14 protein-coding genes are annotated in these 16298 nt (G+C 69.3%); 5 read left to right on the plus strand and 9 right to left on the minus strand.

Annotated elements, in window-relative coordinates; genetic code table 11:
• Positions 1-104: 104 nt before the first annotated feature.
• From G4X40_RS07450 to G4X40_RS07460, 3 genes are all read right to left on the minus strand, one after another.
• Positions 105-851, minus strand: a complete 747-nt coding sequence (locus G4X40_RS07450; RefSeq protein ID WP_277831425.1) for a heparin-binding hemagglutinin — start codon at positions 849-851, stop codon at positions 105-107.
• A 67-nt stretch (positions 852-918) separates the two neighbouring features.
• A complete protein-coding gene (locus tag G4X40_RS07455; protein ID WP_277831426.1) occupies positions 919-1449 on the minus strand; it encodes a helix-turn-helix domain-containing protein in 531 nt (176 codons plus the stop codon).
• Positions 1450-1583: 134 nt separating this feature from the next.
• Positions 1584-2855, minus strand: coding sequence for a DUF445 domain-containing protein (locus tag G4X40_RS07460; RefSeq protein ID WP_277831427.1), 1272 nt, complete (start codon positions 2853-2855; stop codon positions 1584-1586).
• Positions 2856-3060: 205 nt separating this feature from the next.
• On the opposite strand from G4X40_RS07460, the gene G4X40_RS07465 reads away from it, so the two are divergent.
• Positions 3061-3735, plus strand: coding sequence for a TetR/AcrR family transcriptional regulator (locus tag G4X40_RS07465; protein WP_277831428.1), 675 nt, complete (start codon positions 3061-3063; stop codon positions 3733-3735).
• 100 nt (positions 3736-3835) lie between these two features.
• On the opposite strand, the gene metE is transcribed toward G4X40_RS07465, so the two are convergent.
• The 3 genes from metE to aceA all read right to left on the minus strand — a co-directional run bounded on the left by metE (position 3836) and on the right by aceA (position 8655).
• Positions 3836-6133: a 5-methyltetrahydropteroyltriglutamate--homocysteine S-methyltransferase gene (gene metE, locus G4X40_RS07470; protein ID WP_277831429.1), complete on the minus strand. Its 2298-nt coding sequence runs from the start codon at positions 6131-6133 to the stop codon at positions 3836-3838.
• A gap of 232 nt (positions 6134-6365) precedes the next feature.
• Positions 6366-7256 carry a 3-hydroxybutyryl-CoA dehydrogenase gene (locus tag G4X40_RS07475; protein WP_277831430.1) on the minus strand — a complete coding sequence of 297 codons (891 nt, stop codon included), beginning with the start codon at positions 7254-7256 and terminating at the stop codon, positions 6366-6368.
• Between the two features lie 109 nt (positions 7257-7365).
• A complete protein-coding gene (gene aceA, locus G4X40_RS07480) occupies positions 7366-8655 on the minus strand; it encodes an isocitrate lyase (protein ID WP_277831432.1) in 1290 nt (429 codons plus the stop codon).
• Positions 8656-9199: 544 nt separating this feature from the next.
• On the opposite strand from aceA, the gene G4X40_RS07485 reads away from it, so the two are divergent.
• Complete coding sequence (locus G4X40_RS07485; RefSeq protein WP_277831434.1) at positions 9200-10627, plus strand: wax ester/triacylglycerol synthase family O-acyltransferase; 1428 nt, start codon at positions 9200-9202, stop codon at positions 10625-10627.
• On the opposite strand, the gene G4X40_RS07490 is transcribed toward G4X40_RS07485, so the two are convergent.
• The 3 genes from G4X40_RS07490 to G4X40_RS07500 all read right to left on the minus strand — a co-directional run bounded on the left by G4X40_RS07490 (position 10624) and on the right by G4X40_RS07500 (position 13160).
• Complete coding sequence (locus tag G4X40_RS07490; RefSeq protein ID WP_277831435.1) at positions 10624-11643, minus strand: alpha/beta hydrolase; 1020 nt, start codon at positions 11641-11643, stop codon at positions 10624-10626. The genes G4X40_RS07485 and G4X40_RS07490 overlap by 4 nt on opposite strands.
• Before the next feature lie 29 nt (positions 11644-11672).
• The gene (locus G4X40_RS07495; protein WP_277831437.1) at positions 11673-12704 is read right to left on the minus strand and encodes an alpha/beta hydrolase; all 1032 of its coding nucleotides are present in this window, start codon (positions 12702-12704) and stop codon (positions 11673-11675) included.
• Positions 12705-13031: 327 nt separating this feature from the next.
• Positions 13032-13160 carry a hypothetical protein gene (locus G4X40_RS07500; protein WP_277831439.1) on the minus strand — a complete coding sequence of 43 codons (129 nt, stop codon included), beginning with the start codon at positions 13158-13160 and terminating at the stop codon, positions 13032-13034.
• Between the two features lie 226 nt (positions 13161-13386).
• Here G4X40_RS07500 and ramB point away from each other — a divergent pair, with 226 nt between their 5' ends.
• The 3 genes from ramB to G4X40_RS07515 all read left to right on the plus strand — a co-directional run bounded on the left by ramB (position 13387) and on the right by G4X40_RS07515 (position 16281).
• Positions 13387-14796 carry an acetate metabolism transcriptional regulator RamB gene (gene ramB / locus G4X40_RS07505; RefSeq protein WP_277831440.1) on the plus strand — a complete coding sequence of 470 codons (1410 nt, stop codon included), beginning with the start codon at positions 13387-13389 and terminating at the stop codon, positions 14794-14796.
• 91 nt (positions 14797-14887) lie between these two features.
• Positions 14888-15739 carry an SDR family NAD(P)-dependent oxidoreductase gene (locus G4X40_RS07510; RefSeq protein WP_277831441.1) on the plus strand — a complete coding sequence of 284 codons (852 nt, stop codon included), beginning with the start codon at positions 14888-14890 and terminating at the stop codon, positions 15737-15739.
• 5 nt (positions 15740-15744) lie between these two features.
• A complete protein-coding gene (locus tag G4X40_RS07515) occupies positions 15745-16281 on the plus strand; it encodes a carboxymuconolactone decarboxylase family protein (protein WP_277831443.1) in 537 nt (178 codons plus the stop codon).
• Positions 16282-16298 lie beyond the last annotated feature (17 nt).

A 16298-nucleotide genomic window follows, 5' to 3' on the forward strand; every position in this document is an offset into this window, starting at 1 on the left:
AGCCGCACGGGGTTCCGGTCCGACGACCGGAACGCCACGACACCCCAGCTCCAGAAGTCCGGAACCGGGGTGTCGTGGGAGGCCCGAAATCAGGCCTTCGACGATCAGGCCTTCGGTGCAGCCTTCTTGGCGGGCGCCTTCTTCGCAGGGGCCTTCTTCGCGGGGGCCGGCTTCGCGGCGGCCTGCACCCGCTTGGAGGCGGCGGTGGCGCGGGCCTGCGCCTTCTCACCCAGGTCGGTCACCTTGTCGGCGACGTCGGCGCCGGCGTCGACGACCCGGTCGGCAGCCTCGCCCGCGGCCTCTTCGAGGTCCTCGGCGGCGTCGAGCGCGGCGTCGGAGATACGGCCGGAGGCGCGACCGGCGAGCTTCGCGGCGCGCTCGCCGACCTCACGGGTCTTGGCCGCGACGGTGCCGAGGGCCTCCTCGGTCAGCTCGCGGGCGTCCGCGACGGCTGACTCGGCACGCTCACGCGCATCGGCGACGGCAGCCTCGGCGCGCTCGATGTTCTCCTCGACCAGCGGCTGCTTGCGGATCCGGTCGACGGCCTCCCCGCCGCGCTCGGCGAGCGAGTTGTACAGGTCGGTGGCGACCTGGATGTAGGCCTCGGCGACCTTGCGCAGTTCCTCGGAGGTGAACTTCTCGCGCAGTTCGGCGATCTGCTCGGGGAACTCGTCGGGGAAGGACTGCAGGCGCTCGCGGGTCTCGTCGGCGCGGACCTGCCAGTCGGTGGAGGCCGACTCGGCGCGCTCACGCAGCTTGGTGGCGATGTCGGCGACGGCCTGAACGGCGATGTCACCGGCACCGACGGCCGCGAGCAGCGGCGTCCTGACGTTCTCGATGGGGTTGGACATTGCGGATCTCCCGGTCATGTGGGTTGGTGTGTTTGCTGATCGCCCGGCGCAGTGCGGACGTTCGAGATCACTCCGGCGCGGGATCGCCGGACTCGGGTCCCGTTGGCGCCGCGGCGTTCTCGCGACAGAACGACCCGTAGATCTCGAGGATCACCTGCTTCTGCCGCTCGGTGATCGCGGTGTCGGCGAGCACGGCGTCACGCACCGGGCTCGGCTCCCGCTGTTCGAGGATTCCCGCGCGAACATAAAGCGCCTCGGCGGAAACCCTCAGGCCCTTGGCGATCTGACCGAGGACCTCGGCGGACGGTTTGCGCAGCCCACGCTCGATCTGACTCAGATACGGGTTGCTCACGCCGGCCCGCTCGGCGAGTTGCCGAAGCGAGACCTGCGCGGCCTCCCGCTGAGACCTGATGAAGCTGCCGATGTCCTGCGCTGCCGAGCTGACCACCCGTGCGGCGTACTCGCCCGCCCCGTCGCCTGATTGGTCAGCACCCCGCGTCGGTCCGCCGTCGATCGCATCGACAGCGGAGTTCTCAGCTGAATCGGCCGTTTCCCCGGTGGAGTTCTCCGCGGGGAAAGAAGGATCCGAATCGGACATCGCCATCACCTCCGTTGGCTGCACCGGCGATGCTACCGACGGGTGCTAGCTATTGCAAGCACAATGCTTGCGCAGGTGGGGCCGGGTTTAATTGGTCGATCGTTCAGTTGCGGGCGGCGGGTCGACGACCTCGGTCAGCCCACGAACAACTGAGAGATGCCGAAGATCACCAAGCCCGCGAGGGCGCCCACCACGGTCCCGTTGATCCGGATGAACTGGAGGTCGCGACCGGCCTGCAACTCGATCTTCCGGCTGGCCTCCTCCGCATCCCAGCGCGCCACCGTGTCGGTGATCAACCCGGTGATCTCGTGCGCATAGTTCTCGACGACATAGCGCACCCCGTCGGACAACCACCGGTCGAACTTCGCGCGCATCGCGTCGTCGTCACGCAGGCGCTCACCGAATCGGGTGACGTACTCGACGAGCTTGCGGCGCAGCGTGCTCGACGGGTCCTCGACGGAGTCCGTGATCAGCTTCTTCGCGACCCGCCACGCGGCCTCCGCGGCACCGGTGATCTCCTTGCGCCCCATCACCTCCGCCTTGATCTTCTCGGCCTTGGCCATCGTCTCCGGGTCGTGCTGCAGATCGTTCGCGAACTCGACGAGGAACCGGTTGGCGGCCTGCCGCACCTCGTGGTCGGGGTCCGACCGCACCTTCCAGGTGAACTCGACCAACTCGCGGTGGATCTTCTCGCTGAGCAGCAGGTCGACGAACCGCGGAGACCAGGTCGGCGCGTCCCGGGTCACGATCCGGTCGATCGTCTCCTGCGAGCCCAGCGCCCACTGGTACGCCCGTTCGGCGAGCAGCTCGATCAGCGGCAACTGCCGGTTCTCCTTGATCAGCTCTTCGAGAACCTTGCCGATCGGCGGTCCCCACGCGGGCTCGGCCAGCCGGCGCACGATCGTGGCGTCGATGATCTGCTGCACGTCCTCGTCGCGGAGCACCGTGACCATGCCCAGCGCCAGCGTCGAGAGTTCCGACGCGACCCGCTGGGCGTGGTCCGGCTCCGCCATCCACGTGCCGACCCGCAGCGGGATCCGGGCGCTGTCGAGCTTGGCGGTCACCACGTCCGGGGCCAGGAAGTTCTCCCCGACGAACGAGCCCAGGCCGGTCCCGAGCTGGTCCTTCTTGCGCTTGATGATCGCCGTGTGCGGGATCGGCAGCCCGAGGGGGTGGCGGAACAACGCGGTCACCGCGAACCAGTCGGCCAGCGCGCCCACCATGCCGGCCTCCGCCGCGGCCTTCACATAGCCCACCCAGACCCCGGCGCCGGCGTGCTCACGCCACAGCGCCACCACGTAGACGACCGTCGCCAGCACCAGGAATCCGGTCGCGACGGTCTTCATCCGCCGCAGATCTCGCACCTTGGCCGTGTCGTCGAAGCTCATCAGCTGCACGTCCGCCATTGTTCACCCACCGCTGGTCGGGACCATCCGGACCTCTCGACACACCGGAACACATAGGGTGGAGCCGTCAGGCACGCGCTACCGCGTCCGACGACCACCCTGCGAAACGATGGACATGGCAAAGGCACAGACAGATTCGGCCGATCTCGACCCGGCATCGAAGCGGGATCACAAGAGGGGCTCCGACAAGACGGGAGCGGCGAGGATGGACGGGCGCAAGCGCCGCTGGCAGGAACACAAGCTGGCCCGGCGCGAGGAGCTGGTCGACGGCACCCTCGCCGCGATCAGGCTGCGCGGCAGCGACATCGGCATGGACGAGATCGCCGCGGAGATCGGCGTGTCGAAGACCGTGCTCTACCGCTACTTCACCGACAAGTCGGACCTGACCGGCGCCGCCACCACCAGGTTCATGGAGACCCGGCTGGCGCCCGCACTGGCCGAGGCCCTCTCCCAGGACCTCGACGAGTACGGCCTGTGCAAGGCCGCGATCGGCGTCTACGTGCGCACGGTCGCGGACGAGCCGGAGATCTACCCGTTCGTGATGGGGATGACCTCGTCGTCGGGGACCGGTGTCCAGGACGCGGTCGCGAAGAGCGAGCGGGTGATCGCGGAGATGCTCTCCACTGTGCTCGGCGAGCACCTGCGGGCGCGCGGGATGGACTCCGGGGGTGCCGAGCCGTGGGCCTACGCCGTGGTCGGCGGCGTGCAGCTGGCCACCCACCGGTGGATGACCCACAAGACCATGTCGGTCGACGCGCTGATCGACTACCTCGTGATGTTCGGTTGGAGCGCCATCGCCGGGATCGCCGCCTCAGGCGCCTCGCCGAGCCGGTTCAACGCGATGGACCATCCGCTGGTCCGGCCGGAAGACGAGGACTGAGCGGCACCGCAGCCGTCCCCACTCCGTAGACGACGACGGTCCCCGACCCGCAAGGGCCGGGGACCGTCGTCGTTTCCGGCTTCTCGACCGGCGTGGCCCGCTAGCCCGCCTGCTCGGCGGCCGCCCGCCGGCGCAGCCGCCGGGCCGCCGCCACCAGATTGCGCAGCGACGGTTCGAGCTGCCAGTAGTGCCGCGTCTTGAGCCCGCCGTCCGGATTCGCCCACAGCCGGTCGATATCGATCGCGTCGGCGGCCCGCGTGAGCAGGTCGTCGAGCTCGTCGATGTCCGGGATACGCGCCGACCGGCTCTCGTACACACCCGGCCCCACCTCACGGGACAGCCCGGCATCCTGGAGTGAGTCGAGCACCCAGTTGATGGTGCGGGTCGAGATGATGTACGTGACGTCCGCGTCGAGGTTCTCGATCGCCTCGACGACGGCGTGCACCTGCGAGAGCCCGATGTGGGTGTGGATCTGGGTCGACGGTTGCGCCCCGCCGGTGGCCAGCTTGAATGCGCCGACCGCCCAGTCCAGGTACTCGTCGCGGCCGGACTGCCGGCGCGGCAGCAGGGTCCGGATGGCCGGCTCGTCGACCTGGATGATCGTGATGCCGGCCGCCTCGAGGTCGGCGATCTCGTCGCGGACGGCGAGCGCCAGCTGATCCGCGGTGTCCTTGGCCGGCTGGTCCTCCCGCACGAACGACAGCGCCAGCATCGTCACCGGACCGGTGAGCATGCCCTTGACCGGCTTGTCGGTCAGCGACTGCGCATAACCGACCCAGTCCACCGACATCGGCTTCGGCCGGGAGACGTCGCCGTAGATCACCGGCGGCCGAACCGCCCGCGAGCCGTAGACCTGCACCCAGCCGTTGCGGGTGACCGCGGCGCCGTCGAGCTGCTCCGCGAAGAACTGGATCATGTCGTTGCGTTCGACCTCGCCGTGCACGAGCACGTCCAGCCCTATGTCCTCCTGGAGCCGGATGACCCGCTCGATCTCCTGGTGCACCCGCTTCTGGTAGTCCTCCCAGCTCAGCCGGCCCTGACCCAGGTCGTACCGGGCCTTGCGGATCTCGGTGGTCTGCGGGAACGAACCCAGCGTGGTGGCCGGCACGACCGGCAGGCGGTGCGCCTCCTGCTGGGCCAGGCGACGCTGCGCGTAGGGCACCCGCGCGCGGTCGGCGTCGGTCACCGCGGCGACCCGGGACCGGACCGCCTCGTCGGGCAGCACCGCGGACGCGGACCCGGCGGCGCGCCACTTCTCCGGCGCACCGTCCTTGAGCGCGCGGGCCAGCGCGACCGATTCGCCGACCTTCTGCTTGGCGAACGCCAGCCGCCCCGCGACCGCATCGTCGAGGTCGTACTCGGAGAGCACGTCGTAGGGGACGTGCATCAACGAGCACGAGGTCGACACGACGAGGTCGGGGATCACCGCGTACAGCTGCTGCAGGTACTCGAGCGTGGCGAGCCGGTCGACCCGCCAGACGTTCTTGCCGTCGATGACGCCGGCGTACAGACGCTTGCGCCGCATGCCGGGGATCGCGGCGAGTTCCTCGGCGCTGCGCCGCACCGTGACCAGATCCAGGCCGATCGCCTCGACGTTGGTCGACGCGAGGATCTCCAGCGCGGGCCCGAGGTCGCCGTACGGTCCGGTCACCAGCAGGCGCGGGCGGAGCGGCGCATTGGTCAGCGAGTCGTAGGCGTTGCGGAACTTCTCCAGCTCCTCTTCGCTGCGGTCCAGCGTGAACCACGGCTCGTCGAGCTGGATGCAGGTCGCGCCGGCCCGGGCGAGCTGCTCGAACAGCGCCTCGTACTGCGGCAGCAGCGCGTCGAGCAGGTCGAGCGTGCGGAATCCCTCGGCCGCCTCGGGGCCGGGCTTGGACAGCATCAGCAGCGACATCGGCCCGAGCAGCACCGGCCGCAGTTCGACGTCGTGCTCCTTGGCCCGGTGGAACTCGTCGAGCAGGGCCTCGGAGCGCAGCGAGAACGTGGTCTGCTCGTCCAGCTCCGGCTGCCGGTAGTAGTAGTTGCTGCTGATGAACTTGACCAGTTCCAGCGGCGGGAAGTCCTCGCGCCCGCGGGCGAGCGTGAAGTAGAAGTCCAGCGGGTCGAGGTCGGCCTCCAGCGAGGCGAACCGCCGCGGGACCGCGCCGAACAGCAGCGCGTTGTCGAGGACGTGGTCGTAGAAGGAGAAGGTGTTGCCGGGCACCTGGGTCAGGCCCGTCGCCGCGAGCTCGAGCCAGGTCTGCTCCTGGATCTCCCTGCCCACTGCGAGCAGCTCGTCCTTGCCGGACTCGCCGTGCCAATACGACTCCAGTGCACGCTTGAGCTCACGGCGCGGACCGATCCTCGGGTAGCCGAGAACGCTCGAGCCGATACCTGCCGGAACTGCGGAGCTGGTCATACCGATGTCGACCTTTCCCTCGTGCCCTGCCAGGAGCCCCGGGGCGGGGGCCCTGGCCGGGTGCGCTGCGCGAGTGTGCCTGTAGAAACTTCGGACTGTGCCGGCGCCGGACCGCCGGGCCCATGTGGAACGTTACTTCCCGGAGTGCCCCGGAATGCCTCGATGCGCACAGGGACGCAGCCGCTGACGGCCACGTCCCTGGCGAACTCCACATCCTGGTGGCCGAGAGGGCTCACTTGCCGGAGGACTGACCGTTCTCGGGGTACTTGTAGAACCCGTGACCGGACTTCTTGCCCAGCCGGCCGGCCTCCACCATGCGCAGCAGCAGCGGTGGCGGCGAGTACAGCGGCTCCTTGAACTCCTCGTACATCGAGTCGGCGATCGCCTTGACCGTGTCCAGGCCGATCAGGTCCGCCAGCTTGAGCGGACCCATCGGGTGGGCCAGGCCGAGCGAGATCGTCTTGTCGATGTCCTCGACGCTGGCGAAGCCCGACTCGACCATCCGGATGGCCGAGAGCAGGTACGGCACCAGCAGCGCGTTGGCGATGAAACCGGAGCGGTCGGCCGAGCGGACGACCTCCTTGCCGAGCACGTCACGGGCGAACGACTCTGCCCGCTCGGCGACCTCGGGGCTGGTCATCAGCGTGGTGACCAGCTCGACCAGCGGCAGCACCGGCACCGGGTTGAAGAAGTGCATGCCCACGACCCTGTTGGACTGCTGGGTCGACATGCCGAGCTTCATGATCGGGATGGACGAGGTGTTCGAGGCGAGCACTGCGTTGGGGTCGGTGACGACCTTGTCGAGCTCGGCGAAGATCTCGGTCTTGACCTTCTCGTCCTCGATGACGGCCTCTACCACGAGCTGGCGGTCGGCGAAGTCACCGAGGTCGGAGGTGAAGCGCAGCCGCCAGGCGGCCTGCTCACGCTCGCGCTCCGTGATCTTGCCGCTGCTCACGCCGCGGTCGAGCGAACGCAGGATGCGGGCGCGGCCCGCGGCCGCGAGCTCGCGGGTGGCCTCGTACACCAGCACGTCGACGTGCGCACGGGCGCACACCTCCGCGATACCGGCACCCATCTGTCCGGCGCCGATGACTCCGACTCGCTGGATCTTCTCGCTGGTCACATCAGCTCCTCAATCTCGTGGTGGAAGCAGTCTCGTGGTGGATGCCGTCTACGGAGGTCCGAAGTCGATCATGCCCCGAAGAGAACCTCCGGGGCATGATCCCTCCGCTTTAGTGGAACTGCCCCTCTTCGGTGGAGCCCTTCAGCGCCGCCGTCGAGGTGTTCGGGTCGACCGTGGTGGCGATGGCGTCGAAGTAGCCGGCGCCGACCTCACGCTGGTGCTTGACCGCGGTGAAGCCGCGCTCGGCAGCAGCCTTGAACTCGCGCTCCTGCAGGTCGACGAAGGCGGTCATGCCCTCGCGGGCGTAGCCGTGCGCCAGGTCGAACATGCCGTAGTTGAGCGAGTGGAAGCCGGCGAGGGTGATGAACTGGAACTTGAAGCCCATCGCGCCGAGCTCGCGCTGGAACTTCGCGATGGTCGCGTCGTCCAGATGCGCCTTCCAGTTGAAGGACGGCGAGCAGTTGTAGGCCAGCAGCTGGTCCGGGAACTCGCTGCGAACCGACTCGGCGAAGTGCTTGGCGACCTCGAGATCCGGGACACCGGTCTCCATCCAGATGAGGTCGGCGTACGGGGCGTAGGCCTTGGCACGCGCGATGCAGGACTCGACGCCGTTCTTGATGCCGTAGAAGCCCTCGGCGGTGCGGGTGCCGTCCAGGAACGGGCGGTCGCGCTCGTCGACGTCGGAGGTCAGCAGGGTGGCGGCCTCGGCGTCGGTGCGGGCGATGACCACGGTCGGGACACCGGCGACGTCGGCCGCGAGACGGGCCGAGGTCAGGGTGCGGATGTGCTGCTGGGTCGGGATGAGCACCTTGCCGCCGAGGTGGCCGCACTTCTTCTCAGACGCGAGCTGGTCCTCCCAGTGCGAACCGGCGACACCGGCCGCGATCATGGCCTTCTGCAGCTCGTAGACGTTGAGGGCGCCACCGAAGCCGGCCTCACCGTCGGCGACGATCGGGGCGAGCCAGTTCTCGACCGAGGTGTCACCCTCGACCTTGGCGATCTCGTCGGCGCGCAGCAGCGCGTTGTTGATGCGGCGGACGACCTGCGGCACCGAGTTGGCCGGGTACAGGCTCTGGTCCGGGTAGGTGTGGCCGGAGAGGTTCGCGTCGCCGGCGACCTGCCAACCGGACAGGTAGATGGCCTTCAGGCCCGCGCGGACCTGCTGCACGGCCTGGTTGCCGGTGAGGGCGCCGAGGGAGTTGATGTAGTCCTCGTTGTTCAAGAGGTCCCAGAGGATCTCCGAGCCGCGGCGCGCGAGGGTGGCCTCTTCGACGACGCTGCCCTGCAGCTTGACGACCTGCTCTGCGGTGTAGTTACGAGTAATGCCCTTCCAGCGCGGGTTGGTGTCCCAATCCTGCTGGATCTCAGCGGCGGTCTTCGGCTTGCCGACGTTCGACATCGAGGCTCCCGTTTCTCATGATCATGCCTTGGCCCTCAAGGCAGGTACGACTGCGACGGAGGGGGCGGTTTCAAGCCCCGACACCGAAATCCGGAAGCCGGATCAGTGCTCGCGATTTCGCAACCCCGTACCAGCGCTTGGCCTGTACTACACAGACGATGGCACACGGTAAACACGCAGGTCCACCCCTTGCAAATGCCAATCTTCGCCATGTTTTCATCGCATTTGGCTAATTTTGCAAAGCAAGCTTGGCGATATCGGTAGATCAAGTTACCGGCCAGTAGGCGAAAAGTGGGGTCGGCCTGCGGTTTTGATGTCAACCGAGGTGACGGACACCGCGGCCCGACGGCCCGGCCGGCGCCCCTGCGCACCCGCCCGACGACACCGCCCGAAGCGACCGATGTGGCCGTTCTCACCTCGCCCGTCCGGCTACTGTCGACAGCGAGCGGGCGCGGTGCGGCCTCACGGTCCGCCGACCGACCGCGATCCAGACCTGTGACGAGGGTCCGTACGGGACCCGGGGAAGCGAGAGACGCCGGTGCCCGTGCCCGATCCACAGACCCGGCTGCGGCCCCGGGATGCCACGTTCGTGTACGAGGAGTCCGATCGGCACCCGTCCCATTTCCTGGCCGTGTACGCCTTCGCCGCCCCCGCCGACGGGGCGCGGGGGGGCGGCTTCTCCCGCGCGGAGGCCGTCGACTGGATGCGCCGGCGACTGGGAATGTCGCCGATCTTCCGCCGTCGCCTGCGGCGGATTCCGCTCGACCTGGACCTGCCCCGATGGGTCGCCGACCCGTCCTTCGACGTGAACCGACACGTCGTCGTCACCGAGATCGACCAGCCCGGCTGGACGCCGGTGCGCGCAGCGATCGCGGCCGTGGCGCGCACCCGGCTGGACCTGACCCGTCCGCCCTGGGAGGTCCACTTCCTCGTCGGCGCCTCCGACATCCCGGGCCTGCCGGAGGTCGTGACGGTCGTGGTGCTCAAACTCCATCACAGCGCCGGCGACGGGGTCGCCACCCGCGAGCTGGAGGCCCGGTTGTTCGCGTCCGACGAACCGCCGGCCGTGGACCATGCACCCGCACGCGCCGGGGTCGCCGCGGCGGTGGATGAGGTGACACGGGCCGTCGACGCGGTGGTGCGCTTCCCGCTGCGGATGCTCGACTTCGGGCGCGGGCTCGCCCGTACCGGCCGCGCCGCTCGGCGGGTGCAGACCCTCGTCTCCTCCGGCGTCCTGCACGAACCGGCCGCGGTCCGTCCGGCCACCGTGTTCAACGGGCCGGTGACCGGCGAGCGGACCTTCGACGTCGCATTGCTGTCGCTCGACGAGGTCCAGCGGGCCAGGCGACGCCACCCCGGTTCGACCGTCAACGACGTCATGCTGGCCACGGTGTCTGGGGCGTTGACGGCCTACCTCACCTGCCGCGGCCTGCAGCCCGGCACCTCGCTGGCCGCCATGGTGCCGATGTCGGTGCGCCCCATCGCCGACTGGGACTCCGCGAACAAGCTCGCGCTGATGACCGTCGACCTGCACACCGACGTACGCGACGCCGCGGACCGCCTGCGGGCGATCTCCGAATCCGCGCGCCGTGAGAAGTCCCGGCACGCGCACGAGGACGTTCGCCGGGCGGCCGAGCGGGTCGAATCGTCGCCGGCATGGTTGCTCAGGCTCGCCGGCTGGGCCAAGTCACACAGAGCCGCCGACGGCGAGACCGTGCTCCTGCACCACACCACCATCAGCAACCTGCCGCCTGCCGCCGACCGGCTGAGCCTGCGCGGCGGGCCGCTCGTGGTCGCGCTGGGGGTGCTGCCGATCTTTGACGGCGACGGGTTGCGCCACCTGATCAGCACCCAGGGCTCGCACCTCGCGATCACCTTCAGCGTCGACCTCGCCGCGATGCCGGACCCGGAACGGTATCGGGATCTGCTGCGCGTAGAGCTGCGCGAACTCGCCGGGTCCGAGGCTGGTTAGCCGAGGGCGCGCTGCAACGTCGGCCAGGACCGCGCCAGCTCGTCGCGCCAGTAGGCCCATGCGTGCACGCCGACGGGGGTCGCGCTGCGGGTGACGTCCACCCCGGCCGACCGCAACGCCCCGGTGAGCTGATCGGTGCAGGCATTCGACCCGAACTCGAGCACGCCGCCCGTCGTCACCACCTGCAGCAGGTTCGGCGTCTGCAGGGTCTCGTGGGGCCCGGGCAGGCCCGACCCCGACGACAGGTATACCGCCGTACCGCGCAGCTTCGCGGCGCCGGCGAAGATGTCGTGAGCGCGCCAATCGGGGCCCCCGGGCGGACCCCACATCTGCGCGCCGCTGGCGTTCCCGTTGATCACCACGAGGTCGGTCAGCAGCTCCCCCGCCGCACCCATCGTCTGGTAGCAACCGCTGTAACCGGCGACCGCGCGGTACAGACCTGGATGACGCTCGGCCAGCATCACCGCGGCCTCGGCGCCCATCGAGATGCCGCCGATCGCGTTGCGGCCGTCGGTGTGGAACCGCGCGTCTATCAGCGGCGGGAGTTCCTCGGTCAGGAACGTCTCCCACTTGACACGGCCGAACTTCGGATGGTCCTGCTGCCAGTCGGTGTACATGGTGCCGGTGCCCCCGATCGGGAACACGACGTTGACGTTCTTGTCGGTGAAGAACGCCTGGGCATCGCCGTCGGCCGGATCGAGCCAGTTGGTGTCGTCGACCCGCCCGGAGTTGCCGTCGAGCAGGTAGTAGGCGCCCCGGGGCCGGCTTCCGTCCGCGGCTTTCAACACCTTCACCGGCACCACGCGCCGCATCGCCGGGCTGGCCACCTGCAGCAGCACCAGTCGGTCGGAGAGCGCGGTCTCGCCGACGATCGCCGGGGCGGCGTCCGCGGCGACCGGGACCCGCGGCGGCACGACATCGTCGGCGCGCGCGAGCCCGACGCCGACGGCAGGTGACAGCAGCAGCGCCGAGGCCAGCGCCAGTGCCGGTACGAGCATCCGGAGCGGTCCGCGCATCCGGGACGGCACCGCGAGCCCTCCGCGCGTCACAGCCCCAGCGACTTCGCGATCATCGGCCACGAGATGTGCAGGTCGTCCTGCCAGTACCCCCACGAGTGGGTGCCGGTCGGCCGGAAGTTGTACCTGATGTTGTTCATGCCGAGTGCGGTGGTGCGTTCGGCCAGCCGATGCGTGCAGTAGTCGGTGGCGGCCTCGATCACGCCGCCGACCACCTGCTGGTTGGCCAGGGTGGCCTGGTTGCCGTGCAGCCGCCAGTTCGCCAGTGTGTCGTACGAGCCGGACAGACCGGTGCTCGACGAGATGTACATCGGGACGCGGGGCAGCTTCGCCGCGTTCAGGTACGGGTCGTGTTGCCGCCACTGCGGGCCGCCGTAGGGTCCCCACATGTTCTCGGCGTCACCGTTGCCGAGTCCGACGACGAGACTGACGAAGTTCTGGCCGACGGGGTCGCTGGTCATCGCGCAGCCGCTGTAGGCGCCGATGCTCTGGTACAGCCGCGGCGACTCGATGGCCATGTCCAGCACCGAGGTGCCGGCCATCGAGATGCCGGCCAGGGCGTTCGTGCCGGTGGTGCGGAACGCCTTGTCGATGACCGGCGGCAGCTCCTTCGTCAGGAAGGTCGTCCACATGTTCCGGCCGTTGCTGTGGGTCTTCTTCGCCAGTCCAGGGTCCGGTTTGGCCCAATCCGTGTAGTAGCTGAACGCGCCCTCCACCGGGGTGACCACGTTGACCTGTTTGCCGGCGAAGAACGCGGCGACGTCGGTCTGCGCGGACCACGTCGCCGAGTCCTCGCCGCCGCCGGCGCCGTTGAGCAGATACAGGGTCGGCGCCGGAGCCGAGGTGTCCCGGGGACGCAACACCTGCAGCGGGATCGTGCGGTCCATCGAGGGCGAGTAGACGGTGATGTCCACGCGCTGTCCGGGGCCCGCGGTCTCCGAGACCAGCCGGGCCGGTCCCGCGGGCGCGGCCGACGCGACACCGCCCGACGCGACACCGACGACCGCGGCGGTCACCAGCGCGGCGGCACCCGCGACGACCCGTGTTCTGATACTCCGCATTGCTCTACTGCCTCAACTCTCGGTCCGGCCGGCGGCCGCGTCCTGCGATGACGATCGGCCGTGGCTCGTGCATTGTGCACGAGCCACGGCCGAATCGCGGGTGTGGTGTACGCCCTACTTCGCCTGCGGCGTGCCGCCGCTGAGCGTGACGAGCGCGTCGACGAAGCGCGTGCCGAGCGGTCCGGCGAAGCCCGTGACGATCTTGAGGATGTCGGTGACCGATCCCATGTGCTGCTCCTAAAGGTCTGTGCGGCGCTGCGCCGCTGATGAGGTGGGTGGTCGCATGACGCGACGATGAGGTCCACGACCGATGCGCGGACCGAGCCCCTAGGCGGTGGGCGTAACCCCGGTGATGCCCTCGACCGACCCCAGGAAAGTGGCGAACAGCCCGTCGCCCGCCGCGGCCGAGCCGAGGGTCGGGATCAGCGCGGTGATCACGTCGGCCAATGAACCCATATTCGTTCCTCCAGATCTGGTGGATCGCCGCTCCCGGTGTGGACCACGGCGGTAAAACTCGACAGTGTTGCATGGCTCACATGCACAACGTGACGCACGTTAACAATCAGTCGAACGATCGGCAACGCTTTGTGCGGAATTCCCCGATCGGATGTGACAGGTCACAGCGTGCGAACTTTGCCAAGGGCGCGTGGCGAATCATCGGTGGCACGCCTACGCTCGAAAGGTGTCCAAGACCTTCGTCGGGGCGCGTCTGCGCCAACTCCGCACCGAGCGCGGCCTCAGTCAGGTCTCGCTCGCGCAGACGTTGGAGATCTCCCCGAGCTACCTGAACCAGATCGAGCACGACGTGCGGCCGCTGACCGTGCCCGTCCTGCTCCGGATCACCGAGGTCTTCGGCGTCGACGCCACGTTCTTCTCCCCACAGGACGCCACCCGGCTGATCGCGGAGATGCGCGAGGTCGTGCTGGACGAGCAGGTCGGCGTCGATGCGGACGCCGCGGAGATCGCCCAGATGGTCTCCGCGCATCCCGCGCTGGCGCGGGCGATGGTCAACATCCACCGCCGCTACCGCAACGCCACCGACCAGCTCAATGCCGTCACCGAGGGCCGCAACGCGGTGCTCGGCGAGAACGGCGTGATCTCCATGCCGCACGAGGAGGTCCGCGACTACTTCTACCAACGGCAGAACTATCTGCACGAGCTGGACGTCGCTGCCGAGGAGCTGACCCAGCGGCTGCGGATGCACCGCGGCGACGTCCTCAAGGAGATCGCCGCGCGTCTGACCGACGTGCACGGGGTGCGCATCGTCAAGCGGATCGACCTGGGCGACAACATTCTGCACCGATACGACCCCGAGGCCCGCACGATGGAGTTCGCCACCCAGTTGCTGCCCGGGCAGCGCGCGTTCCGGATGGCCGCGGAGCTCGCCTACCTCGAATGCGGCGACCTGCTCGACAAGCTGGCCGACGAGGGCGGGTTCACCAGCCCGGAGGCCCGGTCGCTCGGCGTGCTGGGCCTGGCCAACTACTTCGCTGCGGCGACCGTCCTGCCCTACCAGCAGTTCCACGACGCCGCCGAGGAGTTCCGCTACGACATCGAGCGGCTGTCCAACTACTTCTCGGCCAGCTACGAGACCGTCTGCCACCGGCTGTCCACGCTGCAGCGTCCGCAGTTGCGCGGGGTGCCGTTCTCGTTCGTCCGGGTCGACCGCGCCGGCAACATGTCCAAACGCCAGTCCGCGACCGGCTTCCACTTCTCCTCCTCGGGCGGCACGTGCCCGCTGTGGAACGTCTACGAGACCTTCGGCTCGCCCGGCAAGATCCTCCGCCAGATCGCCCAGATGCCCGACGGGCGCGCCTACCTGTGGGTGGCGCGCACGGTCACCCGGCGTCCGGCGCGGTTCGGCCAGCCCGGCAAGACCTTCGCGATCGGACTCGGCTGCGAACTGCGGCACGCCGGCCGGCTGATCTACGGCGACGGGCTCGACCTCACCGGCGCCGGCGCGACCCCGATCGGTTCGGGCTGCCGCGTGTGCGAGCGGCTGAACTGCCCGCAACGCGCGTTCCCACCGCTCGGCCGGGAACTCGACATCGACGAACACCGCAGCACCGTGTCCCCCTACCTGGTGCACTAGCAGCGAAATCGCCTCTGGCACTGGAAGCTAGCACCCTGCTAGCGTGGCCTGACCTGACGGTGAGTTGTGTTCGGACAGTGGGGAGCCGACGATGGCGCGAGTGCTCGACCAGGCCCTGCGGGGCAGACGAATACTCATCACCGGCGCCGCGCGAGGCATCGGCGCCGCGCTGGCCGTCCGGCTGACGCAGCGCGGCGCCCGCGTGGGACTGATCGGCCTCGAACCCGAGCTGTTGGCGCAGGTCGCCGCCCGCTGCGGCGACGCACCGTGGCGTGAGTGCAATGTCGCCCACCGCGAGCAGGTCGACGCCGCCGTCGCGGAGGTCGTCGAGGAACTCGGCGGCCTGGACATCGTCATCGCCAATGCCGGCGTGGCCGCACAGCTGCCGCTGATCGGCGGCGATGCGCGGATCTTCGAACGCACCATCGCGGTCAACGTGCTCGGCAGCTACTACACGCTGCGCGCCGCCGGCCCGCACATCAGCCACGGGGACGGCTATGCGCTGGCGGTCTCCTCGGCGGCGGCGGCGGTCCGGCTGCCACTGATGGGCGCCTACTCCGCCTCGAAATCCGCGGTCGAGGCGCTCGGCGACACCTTGCGGATCGAACTGCAGCGCAGCGGCGCGAAGGTCGGGGTGGCGTACTTCGCCGAACTCGACACGGACATGACCGCGCGCGGATTCGGCACCGAGGCCGCCGCCAAGATGACCGGCGGCGGCTCGTTCAGCGGCACCACCAGCCTCGAGTCCGCGATCGACCGCATCGAACGCGGCATCGCGGCGCGCTCGCGGCGCATCGTCGCCCCCTGGTGGGTCGCGTGGGTGCTGCCGATCCGCATGCTCGCCCAGCGGCTGATCGAGTTGCGGGCCCAGCGTGGGCTGGCCGAAGCCCTGGAGATCGCTCGCGCCGAGCACGCCGACCTGACCACCCCTCAACCGGACTGAGCACCATGACCACACCGAGAATCAACCCGGGCGGCCTGCGCGAGCTGGGCCTGATCAACTGGGCGTACTGCCGCGCCGCCGCGCGGGTGGTCGGCGCCCCGGACGCGCACATCTTCAGCACCTTCGGCCGGGCACGCGGGCTGTTCCGCGGCTGGCTGGCATTCTCCGCGATGCTGATGCCGTTCGGCCGGATCTCCCGCCACGAGACCGAACTGGTCATCCTGAGGGTCGCCCACCTGCGCGGATGCGACTATGAGCTCGACCACCACACGCGGCTGGCCAAGCGCGCCGGGGTGACCGACGAACTGCAGCAGCGGGTGTTCGCCGGACCTGACGCGTCGGGTTGGAGCCCTCGGCATCAGGCGTTGCTGTCGGCGGTGGACATGCTGGTCGACAAGCGCGACCTGGACGACGACGCCTGGCGGGACCTCGCCGCCCACTACGACGAACGTCAGCTGATCGAGTTCTGCCTGCTGGTCGGGCAGTACGACGCCCTCGCGACCACGCTCGGTACGCTGCGTGTACAGCGGGATTTCGCCTGAGCCTGAAGGCCTTCACC

Source organism: Speluncibacter jeojiensis, assembly GCF_029589495.1.
GTDB lineage: Bacteria > Actinomycetota > Actinomycetes > Mycobacteriales > Mycobacteriaceae > Speluncibacter > Speluncibacter jeojiensis.